The 15,247-nt window shown below is 49.3% G+C and carries 15 protein-coding genes; 10 read left to right on the top strand and 5 right to left on the bottom strand.

Annotation, left to right across the window (positions count from 1 at the left end):
• Window positions 1-116: 116 nt before the first annotated feature.
• Entirely contained in the window at window positions 117-2,027 is a 1,911-nt protein-coding gene (locus BLW29_RS17380; protein ID WP_256208696.1) for a putative bifunctional diguanylate cyclase/phosphodiesterase, read from the top strand.
• Window positions 2,028-2,068: 41 nt separating this feature from the next.
• Here BLW29_RS17380 and BLW29_RS17375 read toward each other — a convergent pair whose 3' ends face one another.
• A complete protein-coding gene (locus BLW29_RS17375) occupies window positions 2,069-2,584 on the bottom strand; it encodes a hypothetical protein (protein ID WP_090981849.1) in 516 nt (171 codons plus the stop codon).
• Window positions 2,585-2,792: 208 nt separating this feature from the next.
• On the opposite strand from BLW29_RS17375, the gene BLW29_RS17370 reads away from it, so the two are divergent.
• The gene (locus tag BLW29_RS17370; RefSeq protein WP_090981847.1) at window positions 2,793-3,098 is read left to right on the top strand and encodes a YunC family protein; all 306 of its coding nucleotides are present in this window, start codon (window positions 2,793-2,795) and stop codon (window positions 3,096-3,098) included.
• Between the two features lie 81 nt (window positions 3,099-3,179).
• Here the strand turns inward: BLW29_RS17370 and mtnA are convergent, their stop codons facing one another.
• Window positions 3,180-4,244, bottom strand: coding sequence for an S-methyl-5-thioribose-1-phosphate isomerase (gene mtnA / locus BLW29_RS17365; protein ID WP_090981844.1), 1,065 nt, complete (start codon window positions 4,242-4,244; stop codon window positions 3,180-3,182).
• A gap of 20 nt (window positions 4,245-4,264) precedes the next feature.
• Entirely contained in the window at window positions 4,265-5,488 is a 1,224-nt protein-coding gene (mtnK, locus tag BLW29_RS17360) for an S-methyl-5-thioribose kinase (RefSeq protein WP_090981842.1), read from the bottom strand.
• Between the two features lie 134 nt (window positions 5,489-5,622).
• Between mtnK and BLW29_RS17355 the strand changes: the two genes are divergently transcribed.
• From BLW29_RS17355 to sufB, 6 genes are all read left to right on the top strand, one after another.
• On the top strand, window positions 5,623-6,222 hold the full coding sequence (locus BLW29_RS17355; protein ID WP_177186688.1) for a DUF1802 family protein: 600 nt from the start codon (window positions 5,623-5,625) through the stop codon (window positions 6,220-6,222).
• Between the two features lie 196 nt (window positions 6,223-6,418).
• Window positions 6,419-7,198, top strand: coding sequence for a Fe-S cluster assembly ATPase SufC (gene sufC, locus BLW29_RS17350; RefSeq protein ID WP_090981841.1), 780 nt, complete (start codon window positions 6,419-6,421; stop codon window positions 7,196-7,198).
• 20 nt (window positions 7,199-7,218) lie between these two features.
• On the top strand, window positions 7,219-8,526 hold the full coding sequence (gene sufD, locus BLW29_RS17345) for a Fe-S cluster assembly protein SufD (RefSeq protein WP_090981839.1): 1,308 nt from the start codon (window positions 7,219-7,221) through the stop codon (window positions 8,524-8,526).
• Complete coding sequence (locus tag BLW29_RS17340; protein WP_090981837.1) at window positions 8,523-9,749, top strand: cysteine desulfurase; 1,227 nt, start codon at window positions 8,523-8,525, stop codon at window positions 9,747-9,749. Before sufD ends, BLW29_RS17340 begins: the two co-directional genes overlap by 4 nt.
• On the top strand, window positions 9,736-10,161 hold the full coding sequence (gene sufU, locus BLW29_RS17335) for a Fe-S cluster assembly sulfur transfer protein SufU (RefSeq protein WP_090981835.1): 426 nt from the start codon (window positions 9,736-9,738) through the stop codon (window positions 10,159-10,161). Before BLW29_RS17340 ends, sufU begins: the two co-directional genes overlap by 14 nt.
• Before the next feature lie 35 nt (window positions 10,162-10,196).
• Window positions 10,197-11,594 (top strand): Fe-S cluster assembly protein SufB, encoded by a 1,398-nt coding sequence (sufB, locus tag BLW29_RS17330; RefSeq protein WP_090981833.1) that lies wholly within the window; start codon window positions 10,197-10,199, stop codon window positions 11,592-11,594.
• A gap of 83 nt (window positions 11,595-11,677) precedes the next feature.
• On the opposite strand, the gene BLW29_RS17325 is transcribed toward sufB, so the two are convergent.
• Window positions 11,678-12,730, bottom strand: a complete 1,053-nt coding sequence (locus BLW29_RS17325; protein WP_090981831.1) for an HD-GYP domain-containing protein — start codon at window positions 12,728-12,730, stop codon at window positions 11,678-11,680.
• Window positions 12,731-12,883: 153 nt separating this feature from the next.
• Window positions 12,884-13,621 (bottom strand): molybdenum cofactor biosynthesis protein, encoded by a 738-nt coding sequence (locus BLW29_RS32045; protein WP_090981829.1) that lies wholly within the window; start codon window positions 13,619-13,621, stop codon window positions 12,884-12,886.
• 111 nt (window positions 13,622-13,732) lie between these two features.
• On the opposite strand from BLW29_RS32045, the gene moaA reads away from it, so the two are divergent.
• Together moaA and BLW29_RS17310 are read left to right on the top strand one after the other, a co-directional pair.
• On the top strand, window positions 13,733-14,734 hold the full coding sequence (moaA, locus tag BLW29_RS17315) for a GTP 3',8-cyclase MoaA (protein WP_090981827.1): 1,002 nt from the start codon (window positions 13,733-13,735) through the stop codon (window positions 14,732-14,734).
• 30 nt (window positions 14,735-14,764) lie between these two features.
• Window positions 14,765-15,247, top strand: a complete 483-nt coding sequence (locus BLW29_RS17310; RefSeq protein ID WP_090981825.1) for a hypothetical protein — start codon at window positions 14,765-14,767, stop codon at window positions 15,245-15,247.

Raw genomic sequence — 15,247 nt, 5'->3', positions numbered from 1 at the left:
TCGTCTTTTCTTATGTCGAAAGCCGTCATGCTGGGAAAAACAGTATCCAGGTTTGAATGAAATCGTTTATAATAAACAAATGTGACGAATCTTGCCGAATGGAAGGAAGATGAAGTGTGCTCGTAAAGGCGGAGACATCTCCGATTCGGTCCAAACCATCAAGGCGATTTGAAAGCGCTCGCAACCCGTTGTGGCTGGCATGTCTATGCACGTTTGTTGGCATCCTGATCGGCGGCATCTGGCGTGATGATTGGTTGATTGTACTACAAATTGCGGCAGCGGCTGGCGTGCTTATTATCGCGTTTCGCATGATGCAAGTGAAAATCGCGAGCAAGCAAATGGTCCAAGTTGAATCTGAATCGATCCATACACCACTAGTAGAATCATTGCTTGCTTATAGTCCGATTCCTCTGGCTGTCATCGACTTGCAGGGGAACTTTGTGGAAATGAATGCTGCATCAAGCAGGCTGCTTGGTTATGAAGAGCATGAGCTGCTTGGCAAATCCTTTTTCCCGCTGATTGACTCCATTCATGAAGAAGCCATCATGGCTGCTTTTGGGCAGATGCTCGAAGGCGATCTCAAGGATATGACGATCGATATCAAACATGCTTACGGCTACTCATTCAAATTAAATATTAATACTGCGCCTTTATTTCGCAATGGCAACTGTATCGGCGTGTTGATTATTAGCCAGGACGTGAGCGACAGCAACCGCGTACAGGAACGAATTCGCTATATGGCGAACTACGACGATATGACGGGGTTGCCGAACCGCCATTCTTTCATGAGACTACTGGATGACCGATTGACGGATGCAAGAGCCCGAGGTGAATTTGGACAGCTGGCGATTTTTCAGCTGGATGTGGATCGCTTCAAGCTGATCAATGCTTCCTTCGGCCGCGAATTTGGCGACATGCTGCTGCTTCAGGTAGCCGAGCGGCTGACCCGCGGACTGACGGAGTTGGATGCGGCTGCACGCATGGAAGGCGATGAATTTGCGATTCTATACGCCTATGACGGAGACGAGCAGGAGCTGGATCGCAAAGCAAAGGAGCTCAAGCTGCTGCTGGATGAGCCGTTCGAGCTGCAAGGATTTCCGCTTCATATCACGGCAAGCATCGGCATTGCCGTAAACCATGCCATAGGCGATGATGCGAGCCTCCTGGTGAAGAAGGCTGATCTGGCTCTGACGAAAGTAAAGGATAGCGGCAAGAACGATTACCTCTGTTATTCCGAGGAATGGGATGACAGCTCGCGAGAACGCTTGGCGCTGGAGCATGATTTGAAGATCGCGCTTCAGAAGGAGCAGTTTGTTCTCCATTATCAGCCGCAGTACCATCTCGTTACCGGCGAAATGGTCGGGGTAGAAGCCCTCATACGATGGGAGCATCCGGAGCGCGGTCTTGTACCGCCGGGACGATTTATTCCGCTGGCCGAGGAGAACGGCTTGATCGTACAGATCGGAGATTGGGTGCTGAGAGAGGCCTGCCGGCAAAATAAGGCGTGGCAGGATGCCGGGCTTCGCCAAATTCCCGTATCCGTTAATTTGTCGATTCGCCAATTCATGCAGCAAAACTTGCATCAGAAGGTTGCGGACATCTTGCAGGAGACAGGTCTTAATGCCAGCTATCTGGATCTGGAAATTACAGAAACGATGACGATGGATATCACGCATGCTTCACGTTGCTTGCTCGAGCTCACGAAGCTTGGCGTGACGATCAGCATCGATGATTTCGGGACGGGGTACAGCTCCTTCCACTATCTCAAGAACCTGCCGATCGGAAGGTTGAAGATTGATCGGTCGTTCGTCAGGGATATCCAGCAAGATCCGAGTGATGCCGCAATCGTGGCGGCTATTATCGCCATGGCGCATAACTTGAATTTGCAAGTCATTGCCGAGGGAGTAGAGACCGAGGAGCAGAAGCGGTTTCTGCAGGAGCATAGCTGCGATGAAATGCAGGGCTTCCTATGGAGTCCGCCGTTACGCGGCGCGGCGATCATGGAAATATTGAAACTAGCTGTATAAAGAAAAGGAGCTCTCCGCAGTCGCAGAGGGCTCCTTTTTGCTTATATAAACTCGTCAATCTCGTAAATTTTAAAAGAATAGACCTGCTTCTCATCCACATGATAAACCGTCATCATCTGGGTCGATTCATCCAGGTTAATAATTCGGCAAGGGATGTTCAGCTTCACGCCAAAGCCCTTGTTGACCATCAATCGAATCAAGCGATTCTCAGCAATGGAAGCTTTAATGCGATCCGTTACGAAAGTTAAATCGACTGCTGCCGCTTCCTTCGGTGCTGCAGGCAGAATGACCGGGGCAGCTACCGGATCTGCTTTGGCCGTGTTTCTTGGAGCCTTCGCTTCTTTGTCCTTCTGCTTGCTGGCGGGACCGGCTTCCAAAGCTTCAATGAGTCGTCCCAATTCAATGCCGGATTTAATTCGGAAGTCCGCAAAACCGGATTGATTGAGCGCATGAAGCAGTCTCTCCATTGCAATTGCGTTGTTATCGCCTTCTACAAGAATGTCGACATTAAACAGGTGGGAGGACTGTTTCGATGTTGGTGTATCTGTTAGGTTCATTATGCCACTCCATGTCGTCATAAAGTATCTATAACTATATCACTAAAGTGTTCATAAATGTAGTATTTGCTTATCTTTTTTGACCGAAAAAGGAGAATGCCCACTAGGCATTCCGATAACACTTCACACCGACTGAAAGCATATAGTGAAGAAGTAATTTGTGCTTGAGGTTGTCTGCGATCTGCGAAGGTGGAAGGAGGTGGTTCGGATGATGCGAATGGTTCCCATTACGCTCGAAGGAGGCGTAACGGCGCTCGGAGTTGAGGTGCTTCTGCCTAAGACGACGCTGCTTGCCGTGACGACGGATAAAGGTTATATCATGTGCGGTGCACTCGATGTTTCACTTCTGAACGAACGGTTAAAAGATCGAGGCATCATTGCAGGCCGTGCAGTAGGTGTGAAGACATTGGAGGAACTGATGGCTGCACCGCTGGAGTCCATTACGGAAGGTGCGGAAGCGCTTGGGATTACGGTAGGCATGAAAGGCGCGGATGCGCTTCTCTTGATGGTATAGATAAACGATGACAAAAGAAAGGTTGCCCAGGCAGCGTGCTTACGCTGGCCTCAAGGCAACCTTTTTCGTCGTTAGCAAAGCTTATTCCGCTTGAAACAGCTTCTTCAAATTCACGTTATACGGAGGCTTAACGATGCCTTTCTCCGTAATAATCGCCGTTACATAATCGTTCGGCGTAATATCGAATGCCGGATTGTAGACTTTCACGCCGACAGGAGCGGTACGTTTGCCGAAGCCTTCGGTAATTTCATTCTCATGACGTTCCTCGATTGGAATTTCAGCGCCGGATGGCGTGTTCAAATCGATGGTGGACAGTGGAGATGCCACATAGAAGGGAATGCCATGCGCCTTCGCAAGGACAGCGACGCTGTAAGTGCCAATCTTGTTCGCGACATCGCCGTTTGCGGCAACGCGATCTGTACCTACGATGACGGCATCGATCCAGCCTTTGCTCATCACCATGCCAGCCATGTTGTCGCAGATCAGCGTAACATCTACGCCTGCTTGCTGAAGCTCGAATGCGGTAAGACGAGCGCCTTGCAGAACAGGGCGTGTCTCATCCGCGAATACACGGAGCTTGATACCTTGCTCCAGAGCTAGGTAGAAAGGAGCAAGTGCTGTACCGTATTTGGCCGTAGCGAGTCCGCCTGCATTACAGTGCGTAAGTACGCCCATCCCATCTTGGAACAGCGTTAACGCGTGTTCGCCGATAAGGCGGTTCGTTTCTTCATCCTCGCTTTGAATCGTGATCGCTTCTTGAAGCAGCGATTCCTTACAGGTGGACAGGTCTGCACCGCTTGAAACAAGTGCTTCTGCACGTGCTATCATGCGATCGAGCGCCCAGAACAGGTTCACTGCCGTTGGACGAGATGTTGCCAGATGAGCAGCGGATGATTTCACCGCTTGCTGCCATTCAGCGACTCCCTCTGTAACCTCACGGCTGCCGAGGACAACGCCGTATGCGGCTGCGATGCCGATTGCCGGAGCTCCGCGAACCTTAAGATGACGAATGGCTTCCCAGACATCTTCCGTTGTAATGAGTGGGAGATAGACGATTTCTTCGGGTAACAGCCGTTGATCGAGCAGGTCAAGCTGAGTGCCGACCCATATAACGGATTGCAAGGGTTGATTGGTTGTAGATTCCATAATGATGATCGTTCCTTTCGTTATGCCTGAACAGCAGCTTTCTCTGCAGTTTGAACGGCATCTATAAGCTGGTTAATCGAAGTGAAGCTGCGGTTTGAAGTGATAAGCGTTTTGCCGATGCGAAGCGCCAGGCGCTGTGCGCGTTCCCGAACAGCGGCATCTTGGATTTTATCGATATCCGCAACATGGGCAAGGCCGACAATACGACGAACCATTTTGCAGCCGGCGAATCCAATCGTATCTTGGAGCAAGCGCTGCATGTAGTTTTCCTTGTAGCCCGGAGCAGAGCCTGCAAGACGGTCAACGCCTTGCTCGTTCCAAAGGCTCAGGAACTTCGCTTCGAATTTCTCGAGCACATCCGTAACGGTTTGCAGCAGGTAAGCTTGGTATTCCTCGCGCTCGGCAGTTGTCTTATCCCAGCCCTCGCGAGCAGCGAAGTTCAGGAGCAGGTTGGCAATGACGGCGCCGATATCGAAGCCCATTGGCCCGTAGTAAGCGAATTCCGGGTCGATGACTTTCGTCGATTCCGGCGTAATGAAGATGCTGCCGGTATGCAGGTCGCCGTGCAGCAAAGCTTGCGAATGAGTCAAGAACTTCTCGCGAAGCAGGGCAACTTCAAGATGCAGCGCGCCATCCTTCCAGAGTGATTCGGCTTCATCTCGGATCGCCGGATCGAAGTTATTCGTGTCTGCATCCGTGTAAGGATGATCGAAGATGAGATCCTCTGTTATTTTGCAGAGCTCCGGATTAATAAAGCTGCTGGTGCGCAGCTTCTTCTCTTGTTGATTGTGCCCCAGATCGGAAGTGAAGAATAACGTTTGTGCAAGGAAAGTGGAGATATGCTCGGCGAACAACGGATAACGACCGCTATTCATGAGCCCTTGACGCATAATGACATGATCACTTAGGTCCTCCATAATCGTAAGTGCCAGATCATTGTCATACAGATAAACGTTCGGCACCAGCCCAGGTGCGAGTTGACCTTCAAGAATGAGCGCTTCGCTCTCGATTCGTGCGCGATCAAGCGTAAGCGGCCATGATTCGCCGACGACCTTTGCGTATGGAAGGGCTTGTTTCAAAATGAGACTGCGGCCTGCAGCCGGATCCGAGATATGAAAGACTAAGTTCAAATTGCCGTCGCCGATTTCGCGGCTGACCAGCTCCGCGCCGGGTTCGAAGACACCTTCAATTGTACGCGCTATTTCAATAGCTTCTGCTTCGCTCAATGGATGATATGTAGACATCTATAGCCCACCTCCGGAATGTAATTGATGTTTCCCATGGCCCAAATAAATATAGTATAGCGAAATTTTTTTCGCGTTGGAATACCTTGCTTTGCTATAATACATGTAATTGTACAGGAACGAGAGTGATACTAATGGTGATTAAGACCGAACAATTGCAGCCGATCGCGCTCAAAGAATGGGCGGTTGCGGTAAAAGCATTGACCGAAGGCAAACAAATTATGGTGCTTCGCAAAGGAGGAATCGCGGAAGAGACGAGAGATTTTCAGCTGAAGGCACCTCGTTTTTACTTCATGCCTGCTTTCGAGCATCAAAGACCGGAGCTCTTGAAGGAGCCTTTCCGGGACGACGTTCGCCAAATTATGGGAGAATGGAAACCCGGCGCGACCACGATCGAGATCCATGCTGTGGCAGAAGCAGTCGAGGATATCGAGATCTTCAATCAGGAAACGTTGAACAAATTAGAGGATTTCCATATTTGGACCGAAACATTTGCCGAAGATAGGTTGAAGTGGAAACGAAGCAAGCCGCTTCATCTATTGCTGCTGCGCGTAAGTAAGCTTGAGAATCCGCTTACACTGCCAATGCAGGATCAATACTCAGGATGCAAATCTTGGGTGAATCTTCCTGAGGAGCTTGCAGTCATCGGCGCACAGCCTGTATTATCGGATGACGAATTTAATCAGAGAATAAGTCAAATTCATGACGCTCTTGGCCTAACAGGTACAAGCTAGGCAACGTTATAGGCGCAGGAACATTGATTTAAGATGAAAACTATACTAAAATATAATTGAGAATCACTGAGAATCAATTTAGAATAATTCTAAAAGAGGAATAGTTTCAATAAGCACAAAACGCTTTCGCTTTTTTAGAGCAGAAAAACTCGTTTTGTGCAGAAACGTCCGAACCATCTGGAGGGAGCAGTTTACCATGGCAACACAATTCAAAATCGATGGTCTTAAAGCAGCCATCGAAGGCAAAGAGATATTGAAGGGCATTAACCTTGAAATAAAAGGTGGAGAAGTTCATGCCATCATGGGTCCGAACGGTACAGGTAAAAGTACGCTGGCTTCGGCACTCATGGGTCATCCTAAATATGAAGTGACAGAAGGCGCAGTCGAATTGAACGGCGAAGACCTTCTGGAGATGGGCGTGGACGAGCGCGCACGCGCAGGTCTGTTCCTTGCCATGCAATACCCAAGCGAGATCAGCGGCGTAACGAACTCCGATTTCCTTCGCAGTGCGATTAACGCGCGCCGTGAAGAAGGCAAAGAAATCTCTCTGATCAAATTCATCCGCCAAATGGAAGGCAAGATGAAAGAGCTAGATATGAATTCGGAATTCATGCACCGTTACCTGAATGAAGGCTTCTCCGGCGGCGAGAAGAAGCGGAACGAAATTTTGCAAATGATGATGCTGGATCCGAAAATCGTCGTTCTTGACGAAATCGATTCCGGTCTTGATATCGATGCTCTCAAAATCGTAGCTAACGGCGTGAACACCATGCGTTCTGAAGAGCGCGGTTTCTTGATCATCACGCATTACCAACGTCTTCTCAACTACATTACGCCTGACTTCGTTCACGTTATGATGCAAGGCCGTATCGTTAAATCCGGTGGTCCTGAGCTTGCAGAGCGTCTGGAAAACGAAGGCTATGACTGGGTTAAAGAAGAACTTGGCATCGTAGACGAAACCGTCGGACAGGTTTAATCGGAGGAGGAGCAATAGAAATGAGTACACAATTAGAGGCTCCGGTAAACCGCCAGACAGTTTCTGCTTTATCCCAGAGCAAAGGCGAGCCGGCATGGCTTGAGGAATCAAGAATTAAAGGCGCTGAACTGGCGGAAACGCTGGAATGGCCCACTCCGGAAAAAATCCGTATCAGCCGTTGGAATCTAGCGGCGATCGGTAACCATAAATCACAAGCTGTCATCACCTCTGTAAGCGAGCTTCCGGGCTCCATTGGAGAATTGGTCGCAGGTGCCCAAGCGGGTCTGGTTGTTCAGCGCAACAGCACAAGCGTGCTTCAACAGCTGTCGGCGGAGCTTGCTGCCAAAGGCGTTATTTTCACCGATCTGGAAACAGCGGCGCGTGAGCATAGCGACTTGGTTCAGAAGTATCTGTTCAGCGTTGTACCGCAGGATGAGAATAAGCTGACGGCTCTTCAATCGGCCATTTGGAACGGCGGCGTTTTCCTATACGTTCCGAAGAACGTTGAAGTCGAGCTTCCTTTACAGGCCTTGTTCTTCAGTGAAGATGCAGGGGCGACTTTTGCTCCGCGTGTCCTTGTAGTCGCTGACAGCCATAGCCGTGTAACTTATGTAGATAACGTCGTTAGTGCATACGGTGAAAATGCTGAAGCGATTGCCAAGCAATCCATCGTTGAAGTGATCGTGAAGCCCGGTGCGCATGTTCGATACGCAACGGTTCATCATATGTCCGCGAATGTAATCGACTTGACGATTCGACGTGCAGTTGTTGAGAACGACGGCAATATCGAATGGGTCATCGGCGATCTGCATGATGGCCACACGCTTTCGGACACGCAATCGCTGCTTAAAGGCAACGGTTCGAACTCCGACGCTAAAGTGATCAGCATTGGAACAAACTCGCAACAGATGAGCCTAACAACCGGAGCGGTGCATTTCGGACGCAATACGGAGAGTAACATGGTTACTCGTGCCGTGATGAAGGATCAAGCGACAGCCATCATCAACGGCATTACGAAGATCGAGAAGGGTGCAACAAAGTCTAACGGCGTTCAGCAAGAGAAAGTGCTGATGCTTAGCCCCAAGGCGCGCGGAGATGCGAACCCAATTCTGCTGATTGACGAAGATGATGTTAAAGCCGGACATGCGGCGAGCGTCGGACAAGTAAATCCGGAGCAAGTGTACTACTTAATGTCCCGCGGTATTTCGAAAAAAGATGCGGAGCGTTTGATCATTCATGGTTTCTTGGCCCCTGTCGTTTCGGAAATTCCGATTGATGCGGTCAAAGAACAGCTCCAGCGTCTGCTGGAAAGGAAGCTGGAAGGATGAATGTAAAAGCGATCAGAGAGCAATTTCCGATCCTTCATCAACAAATCAACGGCCATCCGCTCGTTTATTTGGACAGCGCGGCGACTTCACAGAAGCCGCGTTCTGTCATTGATGCTGTAAGCCGGTATTATGAGATGGACAACGCCAACGTACACCGCGGCGTTCATACACTCGGCTCCCGGGCTACAGACGCATACGAAGGCGCTCGCGAGAAGGTTGCGGCGTTTCTGAATGCGGGAAGTACGCAGGAAATTATTTTCACCCGCGGAACGACGACAGCCATTAATTTGGTAGCATCAAGCTATGCCAGAGCAGTTTGCGGCGAAGGCGACGAAATTGTCATCACGCAAATGGAGCATCACTCCAATCTGATTCCTTGGCAGCAGGTAGCGAAAGCAACCGGCGCGACGCTCAAATATATCCCGCTTGAGAAAGACGGATCCATTACGCTCGAGAATGTCGAAGCCACGATTACGGATCGGACGAAGATCGTCTCGATCATGTATGTGTCGAACGTACTTGGCGTCATTAATCCAATCAAAGAAATTACTGCTATCGCTCATCGTCATGGGGCTAAGATGGTCGTCGACGGCGCGCAAAGCACGCCTCATATGAAGGTGGATGTACGTGATTTGGATTGCGACTTCTACGCGTTTTCCGGTCATAAGATGTGTGCGCCGACAGGTATTGGTGCACTCTATGGCAAGAAGGCATTGCTTGAAGAGATGGAACCGATTGAATTCGGCGGCGAAATGATCGATCATGTGGATCTGCATGATTCCACGTGGAAGGAGCTGCCTTGGAAGTTTGAAGGCGGCACGCCGATTATTGCCGGTGCGGTAGGACTTGGCGCAGCGATTGATTTCCTAACTGAAATCGGTCTGGATGAAATCGAGAAGCACGAGCATAAGCTTGCTGCTTACGCGTACGAACGTCTCAGCACCATCGATGGCATATCGATATTCGGACCTGTCGATAATCGTGCGGGTCTAGTCACATTTAATTTGAATGATGTCCATCCTCATGACGTAGCAACTGTGCTTGATACGAAGGGGATTGCGGTTCGTGCAGGCCACCACTGCTGCCAACCGTTGATGCGATATCTGAATGTTTCTTCTACAGCCAGAGCAAGCTTTTATTTATACAATACCGAAGAGGACGTTGACAGGCTTGTTGACGGCCTCCAGCAGACAAAGGAGTTCTTCGGTTATGGAATTGGATGATTTATACCGCCGTGTCATTATGGATCATTACAAAAACCCGCGTAACCGCGGCACCTTGGACGAAGATTCGCTTACGATTAACCTGAACAATCCAACGTGCGGCGACCGCATCACGTTACAGCTTCAAGTGGAAGACGGCATTGTGAAACAAGCGAAGTTTACCGGAGAAGGCTGCTCGATCAGCATGTCCTCGGCATCGATGATGACCGAGGCTGTAACAGGCCGAACAACGGAAGAAGCACTGGAGCTTGCGGAACGATTCTCGACCTTTATCAAAGGCGGAGAAGCTGAGTTCGAAGAGCTGGAAGATATCGAAGCATTGTCAGGCGTCAGCAAATTCCCTGCCCGCATTAAATGCGCAACACTCTCATGGAATGCACTGCGCAAAGGAATTGAACATCAGAAACAATAACGCGCGGTTACCGCGTATGGTAGGAGGCTATTACGATGGCTAAAGAAATGCCCGATTTAGAAGATTACAAATATGGCTTTCGCGATGAACATAAAGCAATTTTCCAATCCGGTAAAGGTCTGACTCCCGAGATTGTTCGTACGATTTCCGAGATCAAGAACGAGCCGGAATGGATGCTTGAGTTCCGTTTGAAGGCGCTGGAGCAGTTTTACAAAATGCCTATGCCTAAGTGGGGCGGCAACATGGATGATTTGGATTTCGACGATATCCAGTACTATGTTCGTCCTTCCGAGAAGCAAGGCAAAACGTGGGAAGAGGTTCCTACGGAAATTAAAGAAACCTTCGATAAGCTTGGTATTCCTGAAGCGGAGCAGAAGTTCCTTGCAGGTGTATCCGCTCAGTACGAATCCGAGGTTGTTTATCACAGCATGCAAGAAGATCTGGAGAAGCAAGGTGTTATCTTCACGGATACAGACACAGCGCTTCGCGAATATCCGGAAATCTTCAAGCAATATTTCGGTACGATCATTCCACCGGCAGATAATAAATTTGCAGCACTGAACAGTGCGGTATGGTCCGGCGGCAGCTTTATCTACGTTCCAAAAGGCGTGAAATGCGAAATTCCGCTTCAAGCGTACTTCCGTATCAACTCCGAGAACATGGGTCAATTCGAGCGTACGCTGATCGTAGCGGACGAAGACAGCTTCGTACATTACGTCGAAGGCTGTACAGCACCGATCTACAGCACGAACTCGCTGCATAGCGCAGTAGTAGAAATTCTTGTTCTCAAGAATGCACGCTGCCGTTATACAACGATTCAGAACTGGGCTCCGAATATCTACAACCTGGTTACGAAACGCGCCGTTGCCGAAGAAAACGCGACAATGGAATGGGTTGACGGTAACATCGGCTCCAAGCTGACGATGAAATATCCTGCAGTCGTTCTGAAAGGCCGTGGCGCTAAAGGCATGGTGCTTTCGATCGCAGTGGCAGGTAAAGGCCAGCATCAAGATGCTGGTGCTAAGATGACTCACCTGGCGCCGGATACGACTTCGACGATCGTTTCCAAGTCGATCAGTAAACACGGCGGTAAAGTAACGTACCGCGGCTTGGCTTCCTTTGGCCGTAACTCCGAAGGCTCCAAGGCTAACATCAAATGCGATACGCTAATTCTTGATAATGAGTCGACATCGGATACGATTCCGTATAACGAAATCATGAACGACAACATTACGCTTGAGCATGAAGCGACGGTATCCAAAGTTTCCGAGGATCAGCTGTTCTACCTGATGAGCCGCGGACTTACCGAAGCAGAAGCTACGCAAATGATCGTCATGGGCTTCATCGAGCCGTTCACTAAAGAACTGCCGATGGAATACGCGGTCGAGATGAACCGTCTTATCAAGTTTGAGATGGAAGGTTCGATCGGTTAATCCGATACGATACAATTGCACGCCAAACAAAAAACTCCGAATCCTCTTCAAGAGGTTCGGAGTTTTTTTTGAGATGATATGAATTACATGAATACTTGTTTAACTTCAAGATTGCGAGTGACGGTAAGATCGACGAAGCGATCTTCAATGCGGACCAATGGACGGAAAAATTCGGAGGGATGCGTCATAATGATGGTTCCCGTTTCGCCGGATACAAGTTCTACCTGCTTGCCGATAAAATTAGGAATCATATGTTTGATAAAAGTATGTGTTGTAAAGGCGTCCAGCTCGGTGAAGCTCATGCGGTACAGCTCCTTCAGAACGAAGAGCAGATCGCGTTTCTTCTGATAGACACGTGAGGAAATCATCGCGCTGTACACATCAGCAACGGCAACGATTTTGGAGACGGGATGGAGATCATCCCCTTTTACACGGTTTGGATATCCGGTACCGTCAATGCGCTCATGATGCTGTAAGGCTACCGTTGCGGCAAGTGATTCGCCGAATGATTCGAGTATGATCTGATGCCCGAAGATCGTGTGCTTCTTAATCAATTCATACTCATCATCAGAGAGTTTGCCGGGCTTGTTAAGAATTCCGTCCGTGATCTGGCATTTGCCGATATCATGGAGGAATCCGGCTTGTCCGATCTTAACGGCTTCCTTCTCGGAATAACCGAGCCAAGAGGATAAGTAGTAAGAAAGCATGCCCACCTGAACGGAATGTTGATACGTGTAATCATCTTTGGTGTTAAGCAGAAGCAGCATGGAGACGACATCGCGTTCCATTCTGAAATTGTCTACCAGCGGCTGAAACGTATGTACGACGTCATCTTCGATAATCTTACCGTTCTGCATCGCTTCAAGAAACAACTGTTCGTACCCGTTAACAGCATCTTGGTAGATGGGCTGTACGGTAGGTATCCATTTGGGGTTGATTCCTGATTCTATCGTTCGAGCTGATTCCTCTTGTTTCCTAGAGATAATATCGACATATTCAATTTGATGTTGAAACAGCTTCGAAATTTCTCTGGCATATAATTCAGTACCTTTAGAAAGTACATGTAACCCGTAGCCGTTGAATGTATCGTTACTTAATTTATCTCCATCTCTGAGCTCCGTCACATGGATCCGCATAATTCACCTCGAATGACTTATCAATTAGGCTAAACAGTGATAAGACCATGGTAGCAATAAAATGCAGAATTGACAATGAGAGCGTAAAAAAAACAGTGCAATATACCCTATTTTGACGCGCTAAAATATGGACAAAAAGCAACAAAAAACCTATTATAGCGGCGAAACAGGGTTCCATGGACCTAACTGATGACCTTTCCACTCGGAACCGTCTTCCCAAATCTCTCTTTTCCATATCGGTACGATTTGTTTCAGACGTTCTATTGCGTAACGGCTTGCCTCGTAGCAGTCACCGCGATGTGGGGCAGAGACGGCGATAACGACACTGATTTCGGCGATTTCAACAACACCGATTCGATGGGCAATTGCAACCTTGGATCCGGGCCAGCGAGATTCGATTTCATCGCCGATCTGCTGCAAGGTCTTAACGGCCATCGGGACGTAAGCTTCATACTCCAGACGTACAGTGCGCGCGCCATGCGTCCATTCACGGGTCGTGCCGGTGAAAGTTAGGACAGCCCCGTTGTTAGGCACAATGACCATGGCGGTAATCGCTTCTACCGAAAGTGGTTGTTCCGTCACGACATAGAGGTCGAAAGGTGCTGCTTCGTTCTGGATTACGGCTTGTTCTGCATCTTCCCCGCCTGATACAGGTGGGAGCAGGGCAAGCTCATTACTTGCCTGCAGAAGCTGCTCATCTGAGGCGTAAGTCTGGTTGCAGGCCATGAAGGATATCGTAATTAAGGAGGCATCGACAGGGTAGCGACGGATCAGCTCCTGCTTCAGTTGGTGCACGGTAAGCTCGGCTTGATCCAGCTCAAGAGTGATGACAGCTGCTCCGAAACGCTCGGCCAGACCAGCAAAAAGGTGGATATTCCATTTTACAGACATGTGTTTAACCTCTCGCAATCATAATGTTAATGGTCTCCATAGCATACCATAATGTGTCCAAAAATGTTATGCTAGAGGCAGAGACTGGGGAACCGAGGAGGTGGGCGGATAATGACCGCATTAACAGATCGTTTTGGACGCGTTCATGATTATTTGCGAATTTCCGTTACGGATCGTTGCAATTTACGTTGCCTATACTGCATGCCCGAGGAAGGCGTACAGTTCGAACCTGCGGAGAATCTGCTTAGTTATGATCAAATTACCGAGGTTGTGCGCGCCGGTGCAAGCTTGGGTATTTCCAAACTGCGCATTACCGGGGGAGAGCCGCTCGTCCGACCGGGCCTGGCAGGTTTGGTCCGTCAGCTTGCCGCCATTCCGGGCATCAAAGACATTTCTATGACGACGAATGGCGTTCTCCTCGCCGATCAAGCTCAGGCACTTCGTGAGGCTGGCGTTAATCGCGTAAATATCAGTTTGGATACGCTCGATCCCGCACGTTTTCAATTTATTGCAAGGCGCGGTGATTTGAAGCGTGTTTTGAAAGGCATAGAGGTTGCGGCTCAAGTCGGTTTTGCACCGATCAAACTCAATTGCGTGCTGCTTAAAGGCGTCAACGAGGATGAGATCGCTGCTTTTCTGCGTATGGCTCACGATCAACCGCTGCATGTGCGTTTTATTGAATACATGCCTATCGGACATGCCGATGACAATTGGAGAAATCATTATTTGCCTCTTACGAGAGTTCTTGAAATCGCAGAGGAGAATGGCTTGAATATTAAACAGATTCACGATGTGCAGGGGAATGGGCCTTCTGATGACTACCGAATTGAAGGCGGCAAAGGCTCTTTTGGACTTATCCATCCGGTAAGTGACCACTTTTGCACAAGGTGCAATCGGCTTCGCTTGACCGCGGACGGTCACATTCATCCTTGCTTGTACTGGGTAGATGAATTGAATGTGAAGCCTGCCCTTGGCGACGAGAAGAAGATGCTTGAGCTGTTTAGCAAGGCGATGGCAATTAAACCGCTTAATCATGAGATGGCCGCGAAGCTATCCGATGAGGCGCAAAGCCATGAGCCTACCGGAAGACGGATGTCACAGATCGGCGGCTAAACATATTTCGGTGAGAAGAGAGGGAACTGCATGACCGTTCAATCCGGGAATACTTTGATTACGATCGCATACACAGGACAAGAACCTGTTCGAATGACAGCTGATGATATGGCTAAACTGGCAGGAGCCAGCTTTCCGTTATCGACTCGAATCGCCGGTGCTGCCGGCGAAGCGTTCGATTTCGGGGCATGGTTCACAGCATGGCGCGACAGCCAGGGAATCGCTGCTGATGCGCCGCTGCCTACTCATCTAAAGGTAGAGGCAGTCGATACGTTCGAGGCGCTTGTTCCTTGGGAGCAATTAAAGGACGCCGCTGTTCAGTATGCCATCGGTGGAGAGGCACTGCATAAAGGCGGACCGATTCGACTGTATGTGCCCCATGGTTCAAGTGAATGCTTAAATGTAAAAAGCGTTGTCGTATGCAAGTTCATCCATGACGAAGAGAAACGCGGGGAAGTATCCTACGGCTTCAAGCAAACCTTCTCGGCAGAAGAGATGCGATTAAAGAAGTAG

Source organism: Paenibacillus sp. CF384 (genome assembly GCF_900106745.1).
Lineage (GTDB): Bacteria > Bacillota > Bacilli > Paenibacillales > Paenibacillaceae > Paenibacillus_Z.
Note: the sequence above shows the minus strand (reverse complement) of the source record. Positions and strands in the feature narration are given on the sequence as shown.